Below are 19,586 nucleotides of genomic sequence, written 5' to 3' on the forward strand. Positions count from 1 at the left end.
CCGCGCTTCGCTGCTGAGCGCTCATCCTTTTCGAACCGGCAATGCCTGATACGATGCATCAATCTGATCACGATATTCGCAATCGCCTGCTGATTGCCCGCCTGCCGGCCATGCCGCAGATTCTCATCAAGCTGATCGCCCACCTGCAGGCCGACGATGCCGGCATGCCGGAGCTGGCCGCCCTGATCGCCAAGGATGCGGGCATGACCAGCAAAATTCTCGGCGTGGCCAACAGCTCGGCATACCATCGCCTGGGCAAGGTCGTCAGCCTGGAACAGTCGCTCGTGTCGCTGGGCACGGACATGATCAAGACCCTGGTCATCAGCGAATCCGTCTTCCAGACCTTCAACAGCTTTCCCCATTCCGGCAGCACGGATTTGCGCGCCTTCTGGAAAAGCTCGCTGTCGGCCGCCGTCATGGCGCGCGCGCTGGCCAAGGCCATGGCCTATCCGCACGTTGAGGAAGCGTACCTGGCGGGATTGCTGCACAACGTGGGCCGCCTGGCTTTGCTGGCTACGGCGCCGAAGGAATACGCATTCAATTTCACGGCGCGCGACGATGCCGCCCTGTGTGCGGTGGAGCAGCGCACCTTGCAGATCACGCATGCCGAAGCGGGCGCCTGGCTGATCGAGCGCTGGCATCTCGATTCCTTCCTGGCCGACAGCGTGCTGTATCACCATGAGCCGCTGGCGCGCCTGGAGGCCAGCCATCCTTTGATCCGCATCGTGCGCCTGGCGCACCTGCTGTGCTGCCATGCCGACGATGCGGAATCGATTGCGCAGGCGGCGCAGCTATGCGCGCTGGAGGTGGAGGTACTGGAAGACCTGGCCGGAGGCGTTGCACGCCAGGTGGAGCAGGCCGCGCAACACCTGGGCATCGACCTGGCCGGCGCGGAAGATATCGCCACCCCGCCCGCATATGCTCCGCCATCCGTCGATCCGGTGCAGCAACGCCTGACCGACGAAGTGCGCAACATGGTGCTGGTATCCGAGGTGGGCCAGACCTTTGCCCGGCAGCAGGGCGAGAGCAAGCTGCTCGAAGCCATCACGCGCTCGGCGCGCATCCTGTTCGACTTTGACACCGCTGTCATCCTGCTGCAAAACCCGACCGGTCATGCGCTGGTGGGCGTAGCGGCGGGCGAACATCAGCAGCGCCTGGCCGGCTTCTCGATCCCGCTGGCCAAGGGCGGTCCGCTGGCCGCTTCGGCGCTGGAATTTAAGCAGGCGTTCTTGAAACGCGATATGCCGGCGCTGGGCATCGTCGAGGAGCAGTTATTCCGCATTCTCGGCACAGACAGCCTGGTCTGCATACCTTTGGCGTCGGGTCAGCGCAGCCTTGGGGTGCTGATCGGCGGCGTGGCGGCGTGGCAGATTGCCGCTTGCCAGAAGCGCGAGGGTTTCCTGCGTGCGTATGCCAACCAGGCTGCCACGGCGCTGGAAACGGCTATCAGTGCGCGCGGCCTGGCTCGGCGCCAGCTCGATCATGTGGCCGAGGAATACCGCGCCGCCTCGCGCCGCGTCGTGCATGAAGTGAATAATCCGCTGTCCATCATCAAGAACTATCTGAGCGTACTCGATCACAAGCTGGAGAAGCAGGAGCAGGTCAGCGGCGAGATGGCTATCCTGAACGAAGAAATCGACCGGGTCGGGCAGTTGATCGGCGGCCTGGCCGATTTGCAGCCGGTGGCGGTAAGTGGCGTCACCGATTGCGCGCGCGTGGTCGATGACGTACTGCGATTGTTCCGCGCCACCGACTTCCTGCCGCCGAAGATCGAGGTGGTCACGCGCATGCAGGACGCGCCATGCGAGGTGGAGGCCGATGCCGACATGCTCAAGCAAATCCTGCTCAACCTGCTGAAAAACGCCGTCGAAGCGCTGCCCGATGGCGGGCGCATCGAAGTGGCGAACCGGGGGCACGTCAACCGCGACCGTCGCCTGTATCTGGAATTGTGCGTCAGCGATAATGGCGCCGGCCTGGCGCCGGAAGTGCTGGCCAATCTGTTTTCCCCCGTGCGCAGCTGCAAGGAAGGAGCGCATCACGGCCTGGGCTTGTCCATCGTGCATGACCTGGTCACCCGCCTGCATGGCGTGATTGGCTGCCGCAGCAGCAAGTCCGGCACGTCGTTTGAAATTTTACTGCCCATTCCCGTGTCGACAACCGCTGCAGCCGCGCTGCCCGCACCCGGCAATATCGCCTTGTCTTCGTAACCTCCATGAACTCCTCCGCCATTCCATTTGACCTGGAAAACAGCCCGCGCATCCTGCTCGTCGATGACGAGCCCCGCCTGCTCGCCTCCCTCCACGAATTGCTGAAGGACCGCGGCTACCAGCTGTACACGGCCACCTGCGGCAGCGAGGCGCTGGCGCAGTTGTCGAAACTGCGCTTCGACCTGATCCTGCTCGATTTGCGCCTGCCCGACATGAGCGGCCATGAAATCATGGACCACATCAACCGGCGCGGCATCGAGGGCGACGTGATCGTCATGAGCGGCGACGTTGGCATCGAGGCTGCCATCGGCGCGCTGAAACGTGGCGCCTACGATTATCTGCGCAAGCCCTACAGCCGCGAGGAGCTGCTCAAGACAGTGGAGAACGCGCTGCAAAAGCGCAAGCTGGCGCTGGAGAACGAGCGCATCGCGCTGCAGCTGGAAAACTCGGAAAAGATGTACCGCTACCTGGTCGACAGCTCGCCCGACATCATCTACACCTTGAACCACGAAGGCCGCATCACCTTCATCAACGACAGGGTGCAGCAGTTGCTGGGCTTCAGCCGCGAAGAGCTGATCGGCAGTCATTACTCCATCCTCGTGCACGATGAAGACCAGGAGCGTGCGCGCTATGCCTTCAATGAGCGCCGCCTCGACGAGCGCGCCTCGCGCAATGTAGAACTGCGCCTGAAGTGCCATAGCGGCAGCGGCAGCGACCGTACCTTTAATAACACGCTGATGACGATTCCGCTCAATTCGATCGGCATGCACAGCCTCGATCACGACGCCAGGAAGCAGGAATACTTCGGCACCTATGGCGTGGCGCGTGACATTACCGACCGCAAGCGCGCCGAGGAAGTCATCTCCTACCAGGCTTACCACGACATCCTGACAGACCTGCCGAACCGCATGCTTTTCAAGGATCGCCTGGGGCTGGCCGTGATCCAGGCGCGGCGCAAGCTGACGGAACTGGCCGTGATGTTCATCGATCTCGATCGCTTCAAGCTGGTCAACGACACGCTGGGCCACGTGAAGGGCGACGAGTTGCTGCAGCAGGTGGCGCTGCGTCTGAAGGATTGTTTGCGCCGCGGCGATACGCTGGCGCGTCAGGGCGGTGATGAATTCACCATCGTGCTGCCGGAACTGCGCGACCGTCAGGATGCACGCCTGATCGCCGACAAATTCCTCGAATGCCTGCACCAGCCCTTCGACCTTGATGGTAACCAGGTGCATATTTCGGCCTCCATCGGTATCGCCATCTATCCGGGCGATGGCGATACCATCGACGAGTTGCTGCGCCATGCCGACATCGCCATGTACCAGGTCAAGGCGCTGGGCAAGAACGGCCACAGTTTTTATCACGAGTCCATGCTCGATGTATCGCACCAGAAGATCGCGCTCGAGCAGAGCTTGCGCAAAGCGCTGGAGCTGAACCAGCTGGAGATGTATTACCAGCCGCAGGTGGATGTGATGACGGGCCGCATCGTCGGCGCCGAAGGCCTGATGCGCTGGAACCACCCGCAACGGGGCTTGCTGACGGCCGGCGAATTCCTGCCGTTTGCCGAGGAAAACGGCTTGATGCTGCCGATCTCGGACTGGATGCTGGGCGCCCTGTGCCGCGATCTGGTGCAGTGGAATGCGGCCGGCGGCGAAGCTGTGCGCCTGTCGCTGAATCTGTCGCCGCAATACCTGGACAGGGGCGACTTTTTCGAAAAGATGCGCGGTGCGCTGACGCGCTACGGCATCGCGCCGGAAAAGATTGAGGTGGAAATCACGGAAAACATCTGCATCCGCAATCCGCAATATGCGATCGAGCAGTTGAACAAGTTGTGCCAGTTGGGCGTGTCGGTCGCCATCGACGATTTCGGTACCGGCTATTCCTCGCTGTCGTACCTGCACCGCTTCCCCATCCACACCATCAAGATCGATCAGTCGTTTGTCAAGGAAATCCACGACGAGCACGGACACTATCCCGTCATCCTGGCCATCATCTCGATCGCGCGCGGACTGGGCCTGCACCTGATTGCCGAAGGCGTGGAGACGGAAGGCCAGGCGCGCTATCTGCAGGACAAGGGCTGCACCACGATGCAGGGCTATCTGTACCACCGGCCCATTTCGCTGGCCAGCTTCATCGGCGTTCTGCAGGAGCAGAATCGTCTGATCGCCGATGCCGCACCGGGCGTACCGCAGCCGCTGGCCATCGAGGCCTGACCCATGCCGCCTGCCGCTCCCCGCTACACGGCTGCTCATTACACGGCTGATTACCTGCGCCTGAAAGGACTGGCCGAGAAAGGCAATGCGAATGCCCAGCACGGCCTGGGCTTCATGTATTTCAATGGCCAGGGTATCGAGCAAAGCTATGCGCTGGCATTGCACTGGTATGGCCTGGCTGCCGCTCAGGGACTCGAGCACGCGCAATACAACCTGGGTGTCATGTGCCAGAAGGGGCAGGGCGTGGCACAGGATTTTGTGCAGGCCGCGCACTGGTACCAGCAGGCGGCCGAGCAGGGTTACGCGGCGGCGCAATATAACCTGGGCTGGCTGTATGCCAAGGGCCAGGGACTCGCGCAGGACAGCGGGCTAGCCATGTTGTGGTTCAGCCGCGCGGCGGAGCAGGGCGACGCGGGGGCACAAAACAATCTGGGCATGATGTATGACAATGGCAAGGGCGTGCCGCAGGATTTCGTGCAAGCCATCGCCTGGTACCGCAGGGCGGCCGAACAGGGCTATGCGCGCGCCCAGTTCAACCTGGGCCTGCGCTACGACAATGGCCAGGGTGTGCGGCAGGACCGCCAGCAGGCGACTGCCTGGCTGCGCAAGGCGGCCGAGCAGGGTTATGCGCCGGCCCAGTTCAACCTGGCGCTGCGCTATGAAAACGGCGACGTGCTGCCGCAGGACAGCGGGCAGGCGATCACCTGGTACCGCCGCGCCGCCGAGCAGGGCCACGCCAGTTCGCAGTTCAATCTGGGTCTGATCTACGACAATGGACAGGGCGTGCCCTGCGACAAGCAGGTGGCGCTGGAGTGGTACGTGAAGGCGGCAGGGCAGGGCCACGCGGCGGCCCAGCACAACCTGGGCCTGCACCATGAACATGGCGCGCAGGACTATACCCAGGCGCAGGTGTTCTATCGCCAGGCGGCCGGGCAGGGTTTTCCCGCCGCGCAGTATCAGCTGGGACTTTTGCATGAGCATGGACAGGGTACGCCAGTCGATGCGCAGGAAGCCATCTTCTGGTACCGCAAGGCGGCCGACCAGGGACATGTGCGGGCGCAGTTTGACCTGGGCCTGCGCTACGAACATGGCCAGGGCGTGCCGCAGGATCTGTCGCTGGCGCTGGAGTGGTACCGCCGCGCCGCAGAGCAGGATTACGCACCGGCGCAATACATGCAGGGCGTCTTGCACGATCGTGATGATGGCCCGGCGCCCGATAGCCAGCTGGCCTGCGCCTGCTATTGCCGCGCCGCCGCGCAGGGCCACAGCCTGGCCCAGTTTGCGTTGGGCCTGCGGCATGACAATGGCCAGGATGTGCCGCAGGATTATGCTGCCGCCTGGGACTGGTATGCGCTGGCCGCACGCCAGGGTCATGCACGGGCGCAAATGAATCTGGGCTTGATGGCGGCCAGCGGCCAGGGTGGCCCGCTCGATTTGCAGCAGGCGTATATCTGGCTGTCGATGGCCGTGGCGGCCGGCGTGGCCGGCGCGGAAAAATCCTTGCGCCAGACAGCGGCGCGCATGCGCGAGACAGATCTGGCGCGGGTGCGCGAACATCTGGCGGCGATAGCAGGCTAAGCTTTGCCGCCGGCGTTAGCGTGTGCGAATACAACAGCTGCTGTATAGTCCTTTCCCTTCCCCATCTGTGGCGCCCCTTGTTTTCCCCGGACACAAAAAATTGCTGCGGTATTTGCAGTTTTGATGTGCTAAGGTGCCAGAAGAAGGTGGTCTGACTATTCTTTAGAAAAGGAAAACCATGCTGAACCCATTCCCTGGCCGTCCCGCCGCTATCCTGTGTGCGCTGGCATTGCTGTCGTCTGGCGCCAGCAATGCCAGTCCCCTGGATGCCCTCAGCAACCAGGATGCGAGCAATGGCTTGAAAGCGGCACTGGAAGCCGGCTCCGCTGCCGCCGTATCGAAATTGGGAGTCGAGAATGGCTTCCTGAACAACGACAAGGTCAAAATCAAGCTGCCAGGCATCCTGGAGCAAGCCAAGCCTTTGTTGAAAATGACGGGGCGCGGCCAGCAATTGGACGATCTGGTGGTGGCGATGAACCGTGCCGCCGAGTCTGCCGTGCCCATGGCCAAGCCTTTGCTGCTCAATGCGGTGAAGTCGATGAGCGTGAGCGATGCGAAAAATATCCTGTCCGGTGGCGACACGTCGGTGACGGACTTTTTCCGCCAGAAAACATCAGCGCCGCTGGCCGTCAAATTCCTGCCCATCGTGAAATCCGTGACCGACCGTTCCGGCCTGGCCAGCAAATACAATAGCACCATGAGCCAGATCGGCAAGACGGGACTGGTGCCGCAGCAGCAATCGACGGTGGAAGCTTACGTTACCGACCGGGCAATTGACGGCCTGTACCTGATGATAGGCGAGGAAGAGAAAGCCATCCGCAGTAATCCGCTTGCTTACGGCAGCAAGATTATCGGCAAAGTATTTGGCAGTTTGCAGTGAGTGGTGACGCTTGCTGCAAAACAGCAGGCAGCGTTTGCGCCACATTGACAAGTGTAGCGCAAGAGAAACGAGTTAAGCATTTGTTTCAAAAAAACAATGTTTAAATTCTGTCACATACATTTTGGATCGGATACTGCTTCAGTCTTGGCACAGCTTCAAGGCTTCCTGCCATTCAGGCAGACTGCAAAAAGTAGCCATCAGGCGTTGCGACGACAGGACCGAATTGCTGGGGCGTTTCGCGGGCAGCGGATAGTCTTTGGCCAGGATTGGCTTCACTTTGGGTTTGTTAGTGATCGATGCATGGGCCATGATTGCTTCGGTGAAACCAAACCATGTCGTCCTGCCCTGCGCCGTCAAATGATACTGTCCTGAACGTTCTTCCCACCATGCATGCTGGTCGTTCGCCACCAGGCTTTGCGCGATGATGTGCGCGGTGGTGTCGGCGATGGTGCGGCTCCAGGTCGGTGCGCCGAATTGATCGGAGATAATACTGAGTTCCTCACGTTCTTTTGCCAGACGAAGCATGGTGAGCAGAAAGTTTTTTCCGTGCATGCCGTAAACCCAGCTGGTGCGCAGAATCAGGTGCGGGATGCCGGCCGCCTGAATGGCTTGCTCGCCAGCCAGCTTGCTGCTGCCATAGACATTTACTGGACCGGTCGGATCGGTTTCGACGTAGGCGCCGTCTTTCGACCCATCAAAGACATAATCGGTACTGTAATGAATCATTGCCGCGCCTAGTTTTTTCGCTTCTTCCGCCATGACGCCCGGCGCTACTCCATTGATGCGCAGTGCCAGTTCAGGCTCGCTCTCGGCCTTGTCGACAGCGGTGTATGCGGCCGGGTTGACGATCAGCGTCGGCTTGATACGGCGGATCACATCGCGTACCTGATCAAGATCTGCCAAATCCATCTGGCTGCGGTCTAGCGCGATGATGTCACCCAGACCTTGCAGGCTGCGTTCCAGCTCGTAGCCGACCTGGCCGGTTTTTCCTGTAACTAAGATACGGCTCATATTTGTTCCCGTGAATGCGGCGCGGCTATATTGCGGTGCTCAGGTGAAGAGGTCGGCATCGGCCAGCAATGTCGCGGCTTTGTCCTTGCCCGACAATAGCGGTTCTCCGTCCAACGGCCATTCGATACCGATTGCCGGGTCATTCCACAGCAAGCTACGCTCAAATTCTGGTGCCCAGTAATCGGTGGTTTTGTACAGGAATTCAGCGTTGTCGCTGGTGACCAGGAAGCCGTGGGCGAAGCCTTCAGGTATCCATAGCTGGCGTTTGTTGGCGGCCGACAGCACGACGCCGACCCAGCGGCCGAAGGTTGGCGAGTTTTGACGCAGGTCGACGGTGACATCGAAGACTTCGCCGGCGGTCACACGTACCAGCTTGCCTTGCGGCTGCTGGATCTGATAGTGCAGGCCGCGCAACACGCCCTTGGCCGACTTGGAATGATTGTCCTGCACGAAAGGGCGCGTAACGCCGCTCAGTTCGGCAAAGCGCTTCTGGTTAAAGCTTTCATAGAAAAAGCCGCGGTCGTCACCGAACACGGTCGGTTCGAGTATCAGCACGTCAGGAATAGCTGTGGTCTGGATTTGCATGGTGTATCGGTATCGTAGGAACTAAGTGGAAAGCGCGGTGCGTGTCAGAATATCTTGTCGTTGAGTAAACGCAGCAGATATTGACCATACGCGTTTTTCTTTAATGGATGCGCCAGTTGCTCCAGTTTGGCGGCATCGATATAGCCTTTACGATAGGCGATTTCCTCCGGACAGGCGACTTTCAAACCCTGGCGATTTTCGATAGTGGCGATGAATTGGCCCGCCTCCAGCAGGGACTCATGCGTGCCTGTATCGAGCCAGGCCATGCCGCGGCCCATCAGTTCGACGTTCAACTGTCCCCGCTCCAGATAAGTGCGGTTGACATCCGTGATTTCCAGCTCGCCACGTGGGGACGGGGCGATGCCTGCGGCAATATCGCACACCTGGCTGTCGTAGAAATACAGGCCGGTGACGGCGTAGTTCGATTTTGGCTTGAGCGGTTTTTCTTCGATGCTGACGGCGCGCCGCTGTGCGTCGAAGTCGACCACGCCATAACGTTCTGGATCGGTGACATGATAGGCGAACACGGTCGAGCCGCTGGTACGTGCGGATGCTTCGCGCAATTGCGTTTCGAAGTCGTGGCCGTAATAAATATTGTCGCCCAAAATAAGCGCCGATGGCGCGTCGCCGACAAATTCGCGGCCGATGATGAACGCTTGTGCCAGGCCGTCCGGAGTTGGCTGCACGGCGTAGCTGAGTTTGATGCCCCACTGGCTGCCATCGCCCAGCAACTCCTGGAAGCGCGGCGTATCTTGTGGCGTGGAAATGATCAGGATATCGCGTATGCCGGCCAGCATCAGGGTGGTCAGCGGATAGTAAATCATCGGCTTGTCATACACGGGCAGCAACTGCTTCGATACGGCCATGGTGACGGGATACAGACGCGTGCCGGAACCACCGGCCAGGATGATGCCCTTGCGTTCGATGATGCCGTCCATTATTTCTGCTCCCGCGCCATGTCGCGTGCCGCGTAGTTTTTCTCTACCCATTTCAGGTAGTCGCCCGACTGGACATCGCGCACCCAGGCCTGGTTATCCAGGTACCACTGGACGGTCTTGCGTATGCCGGTGGCGAAGGTTTCGGCCGGCTTCCAGCCCAGTTCGCGCTCGATCTTGCGCGCGTCGATGGCATAGCGGCGGTCATGGCCAGGGCGGTCCTGCACATAGGTGATTTGCCCGCGATAACTGCCGGACGCTTTCGGGGCCAGCGTATCGAGGATGTCGCACAAGGTGTGCACGACTTCCAGGTTGGCCATTTCATTCCAGCCGCCCACGTTGTAGACCTCGCCCAGGCGCCCCGCCTCGAGCACGCGGCGAATCGCCGAGCAATGGTCGCCCACGTACAGCCAGTCGCGCACTTGCATGCCATCGCCATAGACAGGCAAGTCTTTGCCGGCGCGCGCATTGCTGATGATGAGCGGAATCAGTTTTTCCGGGAAATGGAAGGGACCATAGTTATTCGAACAGTTGGTGGTGAGCACCGGCATGCCGTACGTATGGAAATACGCGCGCACCAGATGGTCGGACGCCGCTTTCGATGCCGAATAGGGGCTGTTTGGCGCATACGGGGTCGTTTCCGTGAATGGCGGGTCATTCGGTCCCAGCGTGCCATAGACCTCGTCGGTCGAGACGTGCAGGAAGCGGAAACCATCCTTGGCCTCGCCCGTCAAGCCGCTCCAATAGGCGCGTGCCGCTTCGAGCAGGCTGAAGGTACCATTGATGTTGGTGGTAATGAATTCGCCGGGGCTATGGATCGAGCGATCGACATGGCTTTCTGCGGCAAAATGCACGATGGCGCGTGGTTGGTGTTCTGTCAGCAGGCGGGAGATGTGAGCGGTATCGCAAATATCGCCACGCACAAATAGATGCTGCGGGTCTTGCTCCAGGCTGGCCAGATTGCTGAGATTGCCAGCGTAAGTCAGTTTGTCAAAATTGATTACGGGCTCATCGTTGATTGCCAGCCAGTCCCTTACAAAGTTGGAGCCGATGAAGCCGGCGCCGCCAGTCACTAAAATCATTTCTTTTTCCTTTGCCCACTTGCACCAATTCACAGGCGTTCCGAGTGTGCAATCGTCGATGGGCGACTTGACTGAATGTGCCACTGCGCCACAAAATTATATATTTGATATTTTTTGGATATTGTGATAATAATACTATAAGATGACTTCAGCAGGTGGGGAAAGGAACGCAGTCCTGCGGGTTTTGTCGTCCGAAATGCAAATTTTTTGGTGTCGGCTCACGCTCGCTGCAAATATAGGTATGTATCGACAAGCTCCCATTTCCAGTTTACGCAAAGGGCTACAATCGACCCAGGCTGTGTAAAAACTCAAATATAGCTGCAGTTTGCCGAACTGCGCGTGGTTGTGGCCGTGTTGCGGGTTGACGAGACGTTAGAAGAGCTGATTCTGTTTTCTGGATTCGGTGAGCCGACCACCAAGGAAAGCAGTCCAAACAGACGCGGTAGATCCAGTACAAGCGCATACGCCCTGACCGCCTCCATGATGCCGGCGAGATCAAGCAGCTTCATTAAGTTCGACGTTGCGCTGCGCTTCGCGCTCAAGTCGACGGCTTGACTGGACACGATTGAGGTAGCCGTAGATGTCGACAGGCTGGAGCCGCAGCGCGATGCCCCAGGCCAGCAGTGGTGCCAGCACCGCAGCAACGCCGACACCGGCGAAGCCGTATGTTGCTTGTACGGCCAAACTTAGCGCTATCGGCGAGCATGAGTATCTGCCGCTACTCGTCTTCGCTGAGCTTGTTGCCCGGCGCCGTGCGTTGGCTTGCTTTACGGCCGTCCGTCTTGTCATGGCCGTCTTCCTGCGTCCAGCGGTGACAGGTGCGCAGCCTGATGCCGCCATTTCGCAAGCCTTTGCACGCCGGCCTCGCCTAGGCCGACGGCTTCTTTAATCCACTATGCCACCAATTGGCAATCTGGGGTGCCAATCAGTCGTCCTCTGGCTTCGGATCATTTATTTTTCACCGATTCGTCTGTCTTATCCAGTTTTGTTCAGGAATACGTGACAGTTGAATGCATCCGCTGAGCGCCTGGCATAGGATGCTTGGAGCTTGACACTTACGGCCATCACACCTCGGAGAAATCGGCCATCGCATTTTCGATCACAGCAACCATGCTGCAACGTTGCCAACAGTGGTGAAAGCCGCGTAAAATGCAGGCTTCGCGGGTGTAGCTCAATGGTAGAGCAGAAGCTTCCCAAGCTTACGACGAGGGTTCGATTCCCTTCACCCGCTCCATTTTTCGCTGGCGCCTGGCTTTATGCGGCGCGGCCACTTATTTCCTCATTCCCATGTCTTCTGATACCCCAGCAAACGGCCCGGCGCGGCCGATGATGTACGATCCGACCGAACACCGCATCCGCAGCTTCGTGACCCGCGCGGGACGGCTGTCTGTCGCGCAGGCGCGTGCGCTTGAGACCCTGGGGCCGCAGTTCCTGTTGCCTTTCGCCAAGGAGTCCATGGACTTCGAGCAGGTGTTCGGCCGCAAGGCGCCGGTCATTCTGGAAATCGGTTTTGGCATGGGGGCGACGACTGCGCATATCGCCAAGGCCATGCCGGAGAAGGATTTTATCGGCGTCGAAGTGCATACGCCCGGTGTCGGCAGTCTGTTGAAACTGATCGGTGAAGAGTCGCTGACGAATCTGCGCCTGCTGCAGCACGATGCCGTGGAAGTGCTCACACATATGATTCCCGCCAATTCGCTGGCCGGTATCCACGTGTTTTTCCCCGATCCATGGCACAAGGCGCGCCACAACAAGCGCCGCCTGATCCAGTCGCCGTTCGTCAAGCAATTGACCGATCGTCTGGCGCCGGGCGGCTATCTGCATTGCGCCACCGATTGGGAAGATTACGCGGTACAAATGCTGGAGGTACTGGGCGCCGAGCCGCAGTTGCACAATAGCGCCGATGCTTATGCACCGCAGCCAGCGTACCGTCCGCTGACCAAGTTTGAAAACCGTGGCTTGAAGCTGGGCCATGGCGTGTGGGATCTGGTGTTCATCAAGAAATAAACCTGGCGGTTTGCCCACCTGTGCCGTTTGCACGAGAACAAGCCTGCCGCGGTGACGCCGCAGGCTTTTTTAATGCGCGCGTTAGCGTCGCTGGCTAGGCAAGGTGGGTGAATTACGGTAGTCTTATCTTTTTTGCATTGATTGATATTATGCCCAAGAAAATACTCGTGACCGGTGCATCCGGTTTCATCGGCTCGCATACGTGCGTCGAATTGCTGGCTGCCGGCTTTGATGTGATCGCGGTGGATAATCTGTGCAATAGCGCACGCGAAGCAATGGCGCGCGTGGAGCGCATTTCCGGCAAAAGCGTGCCTTTCTACGAGGCTGACGTGCGCGACCGTGCGGCCATGGCCACCGTCCTGCGCGAGCATGCCATCGACGCGGTGATCCATTTCGCGGGCCTGAAGTCGGTGGGCGAATCCGTGGCCCAGCCGCTGATGTACATGGACAATAATGTGACGGGCACCGTGGCGCTGCTGGAAGTGCTGGCAGCGGCCAATGTGCAGCGTTTTGTGTTCAGCTCGTCGGCCACCGTGTATGGCGACCCGGAAGCCTTGCCGATTTTGGAATCGTCGCGCCTGTCCGTGACCAACCCATACGGCCGCTCGAAGCTGATGGTCGAGCAGATCCTGGCCGATCTCGTGCATGCTGATGCTCAATGGCAAGTCGGTGTGTTGCGCTATTTCAACCCGGTGGGTGCGCATGCCAGCGGCCTGATCGGTGAAGATCCTGCTGGTATCCCGAACAACCTGATGCCCTTCATCGCCCAGGTGGCCGTCGGCCGCCGCGAGCGCCTGGCCGTCTTCGGCAACGACTACGCTACGCCGGACGGCACGGGCGTGCGCGACTATATCCATGTGGTCGACCTGGCGCTGGGCCATGTGGCGGCGTTGAATCGCCTGTTTTCCACCGAGGGCGGCTTTACCGTCAACCTGGGCACGGGCCACGGCTACAGCGTGCTCGATACCGTGCGCGCCTTCGAAGCGGCCAGCGGCCGCCAAGTCCCCTACGACATCGTGCCGCGCCGCCCCGGCGACATCGCCAGCTGCTACGCCTCTGCCGACAAGGCGAAGGAACTGCTGGGCTGGCAAGCGCAGAAAAACATCGACGACATGTGCCGCGACCACTGGCGCTGGCAGCACCAGAACCCGCAAGGCTACGCAGCTTGAAGCAAAGCCGGCGCCCATAAAAAAATCCCGCTCACACAAAAGTGTGGCGGGATTTTTTTTAGAGCGCCAGCAAACCAATGGCGCTTGAAAAATGTCTGGGGCTAGGCGCAAAGCCGAAGACAGTACGCTAGTACGGCGAGGCGAAGCAACAACGCCCCAGGCATGTTCTCAGGCAGCCATCAAGGGTACAAACCGCGCACTTCGCGAGCTTGCAGCACGCGCGTGCACGCCAGGATGAAGGTGGCGGTACGCATCGACACTTTCTTCTCTTGCGACACTTGCCATACCGCGTCGAACGCTTCGCGCATGATGCGGGTCAGGCGGCTGTTGATTTCTTCTTCGGTCCAGAAGAAGCTCGAGAAGTTCTGTGCCCACTCGAAGTAGCTGACGGTCACGCCACCGGCGTTGGCCAGCACGTCCGGCACGATCAGCACGCCTCGGTCGGTCAGGATGTCGTCCGCTGCCGGCAGGGTCGGGCCATTCGCGCCTTCCAGGATGATCTTGGCGCGGATGACTTGTGCGCGTTCGGCGGTGATCTGCTGTTCCAGCGCGGCCGGGATCAGGATGTCGCAATCGATGCCCCAGAAATCTTCGCGCGGCACGAATGCCTCGGCGCCCGGGAAGCCTTCGACGCTGCCCACTTCGGCCACGTGTGCCAGCAATTGCGGGATGTTCAAGCCGCCGGCATGCACGACGGTGGTCTTGTGGTCTTGTACCGCGACGATTTTCGAACCGGCTTCAGCGAACATGCGTGCAGCGACGCCGCCCACGTTGCCGAAACCTTGCACGATGACTTTCGCGCCTTCGAGCGACATGCCGACCTTGGCAGCAGCATCGCAACCGACGACGAACACGCCGCGGCCCGTCGCATCGCGGCGACCCAGGCTGCCGCCCAGCGAGATTGGTTTGCCCGTCACCACGCCGGTCGACATATTGCCGCCGATCATGGCGTAGCTGTCCATCATCCACGCCATGACTTGTTCATTCGTGTTGACGTCCGGTGCAGGGATATCCTTGTTCGGTCCGATGATCATGCTGATCTCGCTCGTGTAGCGGCGGGTCAGGCGTTGCAGTTCGTTGCGCGACAGGGTCTTCGGATCGACACGGATACCGCCCTTGGCGCCGCCGTATGGCACGTTGACGGCTGCATTCTTGACCGTCATCCAGGCCGACAGAGCCATCACTTCCGACAGGGTCACGTCCTGGTGGAAGCGCACGCCGCCTTTGCCCGGGCCGCGCGACAGATTGTGCTGCACGCGGTAGCCTTCGTAGTGGGCAATGGTGCCGTCATCGCGCTCGATAGGCACGTCGACCGTCAGGATGCGCTTTGGACGCTTCAACGTTTCCACCCAGCGCGACAGGTTGCCCAGGTACGGCGTAACGCGGTCGATCTGCTCGAGGTAGACGCCCCATGGGCCCAGGTCTTCAGGATTGAGGTAGGAAGGAAGTGCGTGCTTGCTGGTCATGCTTGAAAGCTCCTGACAATACGAATACGTTAGAGGCACAGCCGAGATGCAGCTGCGCGCAGCGGAACCGCATCGTAGGCGATAGCCTCATGCCCCGGCCAATGCTTTGTGCGCATCCGGTTATGCATTTATTGCATAGATTGGGTGTCAGGATGGAATTGTGGTGAAGGCTGCACGCCGACGTTTTTTTCCGCTGCGCGCTGCGCTTTCCTGCGCCTGCACCAGGTACTGCCACAGGCTTTCGACAATCGCCTTGCCGGGACGCAGGCCCGATGGGCGTTCCCGATACAGGCGGATTTCCAGTTCGATTTCCCAGCCTGGCGCACCGCCGTCGGCGCGCGCCAGGTGCTTGTACTTGACGTCGCGCATGACGGCCGATTCGGGCAGGAAGGCGATGCCGCGGCCTTCCAGTGCCATCATTTTCAAGCCTTCGGCCATGTCCGTTTCGTAGCAGGTTTCCAGGAACAGCGGCGCCTTGGCATCCGCCACCAGCAATTCCACCATGCGTCCCAGATAGGCATTGCTGGTGTAGGAGAGGAAGGGCAGCGGCTCCTTGGCGCTGCCGGGCAGGACGAAGTCGGGCACCTTGTCCTGGCCGCAGCGCGCATACGCGCGCAGGGTTTCGCGCCCCATCACCAGCATGTCGTAGCGGCCCGGGTCCAGCTGCACCGGCTGGCGCGGGTGGTGATAGCACAGCAGCAGGTCGCAGCCGCCGTCGACCAGCTGCAGCACGGCGTCGTGCACGTTCAGCGCCATCAGACGGCTGTTGATGGGCGCGAAACCTTCTTCCAGCGCCGTCAGCCACTTCGGCATGAAGGTCAGCGAGAGGGTATGCGGCACGGCGAAATCGACACTCGTTTGCGTGGCCGCGCGCTTGCCGCGCAACAGGGCGCGCACGCCGTTGATCTGCCCAAGCATTTCCAGCGCCTGCTCGTAAAAAACTGCGCCGGCCGGCGTCAAGCGCGTGGGATAGGAGGTGCGGTCGACCAGGTCGATGCCGAGCCAGTTTTCCAGCGACTGGATGCGCCGCGAAAAGGCGGGCTGGGTGACGTGGCGCAGCGCCGCAGAACGGCTGAAGTTATGCGTTTCAGCGAGCGAAATGAAGTCTTCCAGCCATTTGGTTTCCATCGCGGGACCGTTCTCTTATCAAGGGCGCATGCAAGGTATGGTGGTCAGGCCTTGCCGGTCGATGCCGCCGGCTGGTACAGCGAAGCGGGCAGGCCGAAGAAGGAGGGTGGGCCCAGAGTCGTGCCATCGAGCGAGCCGCCCGCGTTCAAGCCCTTGTTGATGGCCGACAGCAAGGAGCTGCGGTCGGCCAGGTTTTTTATCAGCGCGCGCGGGCCATTGTGGAAGGTATGCTGGGCGATATCGGCAGCGACGACAAAGATCGGTTCGCGGCACAGGGGGAACTCCACCCATTCGCCGTCTTCTTCCTGGGCGCAGAAGGTGTCGGGCAGGGTCATGTTTTCGGCGCCGGGAAGGTGCGACGCCAGCACCAGGCCGAAGGCTTCCGGCACCACGTCGGCCAGGCGGCGCATGGTGAGGTCATCCTGCACCAGGGCACGTACTTGCGCTTCCACCGCGTCGTCGGCGTCAGGCTGGGCGCCGAGAATTTTCACGGCCTGATAGATCAGGTCGGACGAGAGTGCTTCCATTAAGTCATCTCCAGAATCATGGCGACGATTTCGTCGCCGTACGAGGCCAGTTTTTTCTCGCCCACGCCGCTCACGCCGCGCATCTGCTCCAGCGAGGTGGGCTTGGCCTTGGCGATTTCGCGCAGGGTGGCGTCGACAAAAATGACGTAGGCCGGCACGTTGTGCGTGCGCGCCGTCTCCACGCGCCACCAGCGCAGCTTGTCGAAAATCGCCTGCTCGCTGGCGGAAAGATCCGTCTCGACATAGCCCTTCGCCACACTGGTGCTGCGCTTGCTGGTCTTCACGGGTTTCTGGTACTGGCGCAGCTGCACCTTCTGGCCGCCCTTGAGCACGGGGCGCGAAGCGTCCGTCAGTTTCAGCGAGCTGTATTGCTCATGGTCGACCGAGACGAGGCCCAGCGCGATGGCCTGGCGCAGAATTGCTTTCCACTCCGCCTCGCCCAGGTCCGAGCCGATGCCGAACACGGAAAGCGAGTCGTGGTGCCAGGTCTTGATGCGTTCCGATTCCACGCCGCGCAGCACGTCGATCACATGGCCGCCGGCGAAGCGCTGGTCGACGCGGTAGATGGCCGACAGCAGTTTTTGCACGGGTACCGTGCCGTCGAACGACACGGGCGGCACCAGGCAAGTGTCGCAATTGCCGCACGGCGAAGCCGGTTCGCCGAAGTATTCGAGCAATCGCATGCGGCGGCAGCTGAGCGTTTCGCACAGGCCCAGCATGGCATCGAGTTTCACGCCCAGCACACGCTTGAAGGTGTCGTCCGCTTCCGATTCGTCGATCATGCGCCGCTGCAGCACCACGTCCTGCAAGCCATACGCCATCCAGGCATTGGCGGCCATGCCGTCGCGGCCCGCGCGGCCCGTTTCCTGGTAATAGCCCTCGATGCTCTTCGGCAGATCCAGATGCGCGACGAAGCGCACGTCGGGCTTGTCGATGCCCATGCCGAAGGCGATGGTGGCGACCATCACGATATTTTCTTCACGCAGGAAGCGCGCCTGGTTGGCGCTGCGCTTGGCGTACTCCATGCCGGCGTGATACGGCAGGGCGCGGATGCCGCTCTGGTTCAAAAATTCCGCCGTCTCTTCGACTTTCTTGCGTGACAGGCAGTAGACGATGCCGCAGTCGCCCGTGTGTTCCGTGTTGATGAAGTCGAGCAGCTGCTTGCGGCCATTCGCCTTTTCCACGATCTGGTAGCGGATGTTCGGGCGGTCGAAGGACGAGACGAACTGGCGCGCGTCTTCCAGCTGCAGGCGCAGGGCGATTTCGGCGCGCGTCTGCGGGTCGGCGGTGGCCGTGAGCGCAATGCGCGGCACGTCCGGAAACTGCTCGTGCAGCACCGACAGCTTGATGTATTCGGGACGGAAGTCATGGCCCCACTGGGCCACGCAATGCGCCTCGTCGATGGCGAACAGGGAGATTTTTGACGCCTGGAACAGGTCCAGGCAACGCTGCGTCATCAGGCGCTCGGGCGCCACGTAGACGACGTCGATGCCGCCCGTGCGCACCAGGCGCTCGATGCGGCTCGCTTCTTCGTAGGTTTGCGTGGAATTGAGGAAGGCGGCGCGCACGCCGACTTCCTCCAGCGCGTCCACCTGGTCCTGCATCAGCGCGATCAGCGGCGAGACGACGACGCCTACGCCATCGCGCAGCAGGGCAGGAATCTGATAGCACAGCGACTTGCCGCCGCCCGTGGGCATCAGCACCAGCGCGTCGCCGCCATGGCTGACGTGGTCGACGATATCGGCTTGCTGGCCGCGGAAGGCCGGGTAGCCGAAAACGGTTTGCAGCAGGTGCAGCGCGCGCTGGTTAAGATCTTGATTCATAGTGCCTTATGCTGCCCAAACAACCCAGCCGTAGTGGGCGCTGGCCAGGACCAGCAAGCCAAAGACGATGCGGTACCAGGCAAAAAACGTGAAGTCGTGCGAGCTGATGTAACGCAGCAGCCAGCGCACGCACAGGAAGGCGGAGATGAAGGCGGCCACGGTGCCCAGGCCGAACAGGGGTACATCGGTGGCCGACAGGATGTCGCGCGCTTTGTACAGCGAGTAGAAGGTGGCCGCCAGCAGGGTGGGGATGGCCAGGAAGAACGAAAATTCGGTGGCCGTCTTGCGTGACAGGCCCAGCAGCATGCCGCCGATGATGGTCGAGCCGGAACGGCTGGTGCCGGGAATCAGCGCAAACGCCTGGGCGCAGCCCACTTTCAAGGCGTCGAGCGGCGTCATTTCATCGACCGAGTTGACGCGCACGGTGACGGGGTTAGTGCGCGCGCGGCGCTCCACCAGCAAGATGATGATGCCGCCGATGATGAAGGCCATGGCCACGGGCACGGGCTTGAACAGCGCATGCTTGATCATTTTGCCGATGGCCAGTCCGATGATGGCCAGTGGTAGGAATGCGATGGCGACGTTCAGCACGAACTTGCGCGATTTGACCTCGGTGCTGAAGGTGGACAGCACGCTGCCGATGCGCTGGCGGTATTCCCAGCAGACGGCCAGGATGGCGCCAGCCTGGATGGCGATCTCGAAGACATCCATGACTTCTTTCGAGACATCCTTGGTAAAGTCGAGCAGGCTGCCGGCCAGGATCAGATGACCGGTGGAAGAAATCGGCAAAAATTCGGTAAAACCTTCGACCAGCCCCATGATGATGGCTTTTAACGCAAGAATGAGATCCATAGATGTATAAAAGGGTATAAGTACGGGTATAAGTGACAGGATGGGGTGAGTGCGTGGCGCCAGCAATGTGTGCGGGGTCGAAGCTTACCACGACAGCGGCTTGCCGACCTTATTTGGGCGCTGACG

16 protein-coding genes and 1 tRNA gene are annotated in these 19,586 nt (G+C 60.6%); 7 read left to right on the forward strand and 10 right to left on the reverse strand.

The window, feature by feature from the left end:
• Window positions 1–53: 53 nt before the first annotated feature.
• The 4 genes from ACQ4WN_RS06330 to ACQ4WN_RS06345 all read left to right on the forward strand — a co-directional run bounded on the left by ACQ4WN_RS06330 (window position 54) and on the right by ACQ4WN_RS06345 (window position 6,875).
• Window positions 54–2,207 carry an HDOD domain-containing protein gene (locus tag ACQ4WN_RS06330; protein ID WP_436550749.1) on the forward strand — a complete coding sequence of 718 codons (2,154 nt, stop codon included), beginning with the start codon at window positions 54–56 and terminating at the stop codon, window positions 2,205–2,207.
• Between the two features lie 5 nt (window positions 2,208–2,212).
• Window positions 2,213–4,417: an EAL domain-containing response regulator gene (locus ACQ4WN_RS06335; protein ID WP_436550750.1), complete on the forward strand. Its 2,205-nt coding sequence runs from the start codon at window positions 2,213–2,215 to the stop codon at window positions 4,415–4,417.
• A gap of 3 nt (window positions 4,418–4,420) precedes the next feature.
• Window positions 4,421–5,995 (forward strand): SEL1-like repeat protein, encoded by a 1,575-nt coding sequence (locus ACQ4WN_RS06340; RefSeq protein WP_436550751.1) that lies wholly within the window; start codon window positions 4,421–4,423, stop codon window positions 5,993–5,995.
• 178 nt (window positions 5,996–6,173) lie between these two features.
• A complete protein-coding gene (locus ACQ4WN_RS06345) occupies window positions 6,174–6,875 on the forward strand; it encodes a DUF4197 domain-containing protein (RefSeq protein ID WP_436550752.1) in 702 nt (233 codons plus the stop codon).
• A 138-nt stretch (window positions 6,876–7,013) separates the two neighbouring features.
• Here the strand turns inward: ACQ4WN_RS06345 and rfbD are convergent, their stop codons facing one another.
• From rfbD to ACQ4WN_RS06370, 5 genes are all read right to left on the reverse strand, one after another.
• Window positions 7,014–7,886 (reverse strand): dTDP-4-dehydrorhamnose reductase, encoded by an 873-nt coding sequence (gene rfbD / locus ACQ4WN_RS06350; protein ID WP_436550753.1) that lies wholly within the window; start codon window positions 7,884–7,886, stop codon window positions 7,014–7,016.
• A 39-nt stretch (window positions 7,887–7,925) separates the two neighbouring features.
• A complete protein-coding gene (gene rfbC / locus ACQ4WN_RS06355) occupies window positions 7,926–8,471 on the reverse strand; it encodes a dTDP-4-dehydrorhamnose 3,5-epimerase (RefSeq protein WP_436550754.1) in 546 nt (181 codons plus the stop codon).
• A gap of 44 nt (window positions 8,472–8,515) precedes the next feature.
• Entirely contained in the window at window positions 8,516–9,409 is an 894-nt protein-coding gene (rfbA, locus tag ACQ4WN_RS06360) for a glucose-1-phosphate thymidylyltransferase RfbA (RefSeq protein ID WP_436550755.1), read from the reverse strand.
• Complete coding sequence (rfbB, locus tag ACQ4WN_RS06365; RefSeq protein ID WP_436550756.1) at window positions 9,409–10,488, reverse strand: dTDP-glucose 4,6-dehydratase; 1,080 nt, start codon at window positions 10,486–10,488, stop codon at window positions 9,409–9,411. Before rfbB ends, rfbA begins: the two co-directional genes overlap by 1 nt.
• Window positions 10,489–10,983: 495 nt before the next feature.
• Window positions 10,984–11,172: a hypothetical protein gene (locus ACQ4WN_RS06370; RefSeq protein ID WP_436550874.1), complete on the reverse strand. Its 189-nt coding sequence runs from the start codon at window positions 11,170–11,172 to the stop codon at window positions 10,984–10,986.
• Window positions 11,173–11,648: 476 nt separating this feature from the next.
• Between ACQ4WN_RS06370 and ACQ4WN_RS06375 the strand changes: the two genes are divergently transcribed.
• The 3 genes from ACQ4WN_RS06375 to galE all read left to right on the forward strand — a co-directional run bounded on the left by ACQ4WN_RS06375 (window position 11,649) and on the right by galE (window position 13,664).
• Window positions 11,649–11,722, forward strand: a tRNA-Gly gene (locus ACQ4WN_RS06375).
• Window positions 11,723–11,814: 92 nt separating this feature from the next.
• Window positions 11,815–12,495, forward strand: coding sequence for a tRNA (guanosine(46)-N7)-methyltransferase TrmB (trmB, locus tag ACQ4WN_RS06380; protein WP_436550757.1), 681 nt, complete (start codon window positions 11,815–11,817; stop codon window positions 12,493–12,495).
• 149 nt (window positions 12,496–12,644) lie between these two features.
• Window positions 12,645–13,664, forward strand: coding sequence for a UDP-glucose 4-epimerase GalE (gene galE / locus ACQ4WN_RS06385; protein ID WP_436550758.1), 1,020 nt, complete (start codon window positions 12,645–12,647; stop codon window positions 13,662–13,664).
• A 179-nt stretch (window positions 13,665–13,843) separates the two neighbouring features.
• Here galE and ACQ4WN_RS06390 read toward each other — a convergent pair whose 3' ends face one another.
• The 5 genes from ACQ4WN_RS06390 to ACQ4WN_RS06410 form a co-directional block, all read right to left on the reverse strand.
• A complete protein-coding gene (locus tag ACQ4WN_RS06390) occupies window positions 13,844–15,130 on the reverse strand; it encodes a Glu/Leu/Phe/Val family dehydrogenase (protein WP_219308343.1) in 1,287 nt (428 codons plus the stop codon).
• A gap of 147 nt (window positions 15,131–15,277) precedes the next feature.
• Window positions 15,278–16,258 (reverse strand): LysR family transcriptional regulator, encoded by a 981-nt coding sequence (locus ACQ4WN_RS06395; RefSeq protein ID WP_436550759.1) that lies wholly within the window; start codon window positions 16,256–16,258, stop codon window positions 15,278–15,280.
• A 44-nt stretch (window positions 16,259–16,302) separates the two neighbouring features.
• Window positions 16,303–16,785 carry a hypothetical protein gene (locus tag ACQ4WN_RS06400; RefSeq protein ID WP_436550760.1) on the reverse strand — a complete coding sequence of 161 codons (483 nt, stop codon included), beginning with the start codon at window positions 16,783–16,785 and terminating at the stop codon, window positions 16,303–16,305.
• Window positions 16,785–18,608, reverse strand: a complete 1,824-nt coding sequence (gene recQ, locus ACQ4WN_RS06405) for a DNA helicase RecQ (RefSeq protein WP_436550761.1) — start codon at window positions 18,606–18,608, stop codon at window positions 16,785–16,787. The genes ACQ4WN_RS06400 and recQ overlap by 1 nt, the downstream gene beginning before the upstream one ends.
• Before the next feature lie 6 nt (window positions 18,609–18,614).
• Window positions 18,615–19,460 (reverse strand): undecaprenyl-diphosphate phosphatase, encoded by an 846-nt coding sequence (locus ACQ4WN_RS06410; RefSeq protein ID WP_436550762.1) that lies wholly within the window; start codon window positions 19,458–19,460, stop codon window positions 18,615–18,617.
• Window positions 19,461–19,586 lie beyond the last annotated feature (126 nt).

Source organism: Janthinobacterium pasteuri, assembly GCF_051380775.1.
Lineage (GTDB): Bacteria > Pseudomonadota > Gammaproteobacteria > Burkholderiales > Burkholderiaceae_D > Janthinobacterium.

Excerpts from the sequence above, each read along its gene's own strand:
- ACQ4WN_RS06330 (WP_436550749.1), top strand. The coding sequence starts at position 54 with ATGCATCAATCTGATCACGATATTCGCAATCGCCTGCTGATTGCCCGC.
- ACQ4WN_RS06335 (WP_436550750.1), top strand. The coding sequence starts at position 2,213 with ATGAACTCCTCCGCCATTCCATTTGACCTGGAAAACAGCCCGCGCATC.
- ACQ4WN_RS06340 (WP_436550751.1), top strand. The coding sequence starts at position 4,421 with ATGCCGCCTGCCGCTCCCCGCTACACGGCTGCTCATTACACGGCTGAT.
- ACQ4WN_RS06345 (WP_436550752.1), top strand. The coding sequence starts at position 6,174 with ATGCTGAACCCATTCCCTGGCCGTCCCGCCGCTATCCTGTGTGCGCTG.
- rfbD (WP_436550753.1), bottom strand. The coding sequence starts at position 7,886 with ATGAGCCGTATCTTAGTTACAGGAAAAACCGGCCAGGTCGGCTACGAG.
- rfbC (WP_436550754.1), bottom strand. The coding sequence starts at position 8,471 with ATGCAAATCCAGACCACAGCTATTCCTGACGTGCTGATACTCGAACCG.
- rfbA (WP_436550755.1), bottom strand. The coding sequence starts at position 9,409 with ATGGACGGCATCATCGAACGCAAGGGCATCATCCTGGCCGGTGGTTCC.
- rfbB (WP_436550756.1), bottom strand. The coding sequence starts at position 10,488 with ATGATTTTAGTGACTGGCGGCGCCGGCTTCATCGGCTCCAACTTTGTA.
- trmB (WP_436550757.1), top strand. The coding sequence starts at position 11,815 with ATGATGTACGATCCGACCGAACACCGCATCCGCAGCTTCGTGACCCGC.
- galE (WP_436550758.1), top strand. The coding sequence starts at position 12,645 with ATGCCCAAGAAAATACTCGTGACCGGTGCATCCGGTTTCATCGGCTCG.
- ACQ4WN_RS06390 (WP_219308343.1), bottom strand. The coding sequence starts at position 15,130 with ATGACCAGCAAGCACGCACTTCCTTCCTACCTCAATCCTGAAGACCTG.
- ACQ4WN_RS06395 (WP_436550759.1), bottom strand. The coding sequence starts at position 16,258 with ATGGAAACCAAATGGCTGGAAGACTTCATTTCGCTCGCTGAAACGCAT.
- ACQ4WN_RS06400 (WP_436550760.1), bottom strand. The coding sequence starts at position 16,785 with ATGGAAGCACTCTCGTCCGACCTGATCTATCAGGCCGTGAAAATTCTC.
- recQ (WP_436550761.1), bottom strand. The coding sequence starts at position 18,608 with ATGAATCAAGATCTTAACCAGCGCGCGCTGCACCTGCTGCAAACCGTT.
- ACQ4WN_RS06410 (WP_436550762.1), bottom strand. The coding sequence starts at position 19,460 with ATGGATCTCATTCTTGCGTTAAAAGCCATCATCATGGGGCTGGTCGAA.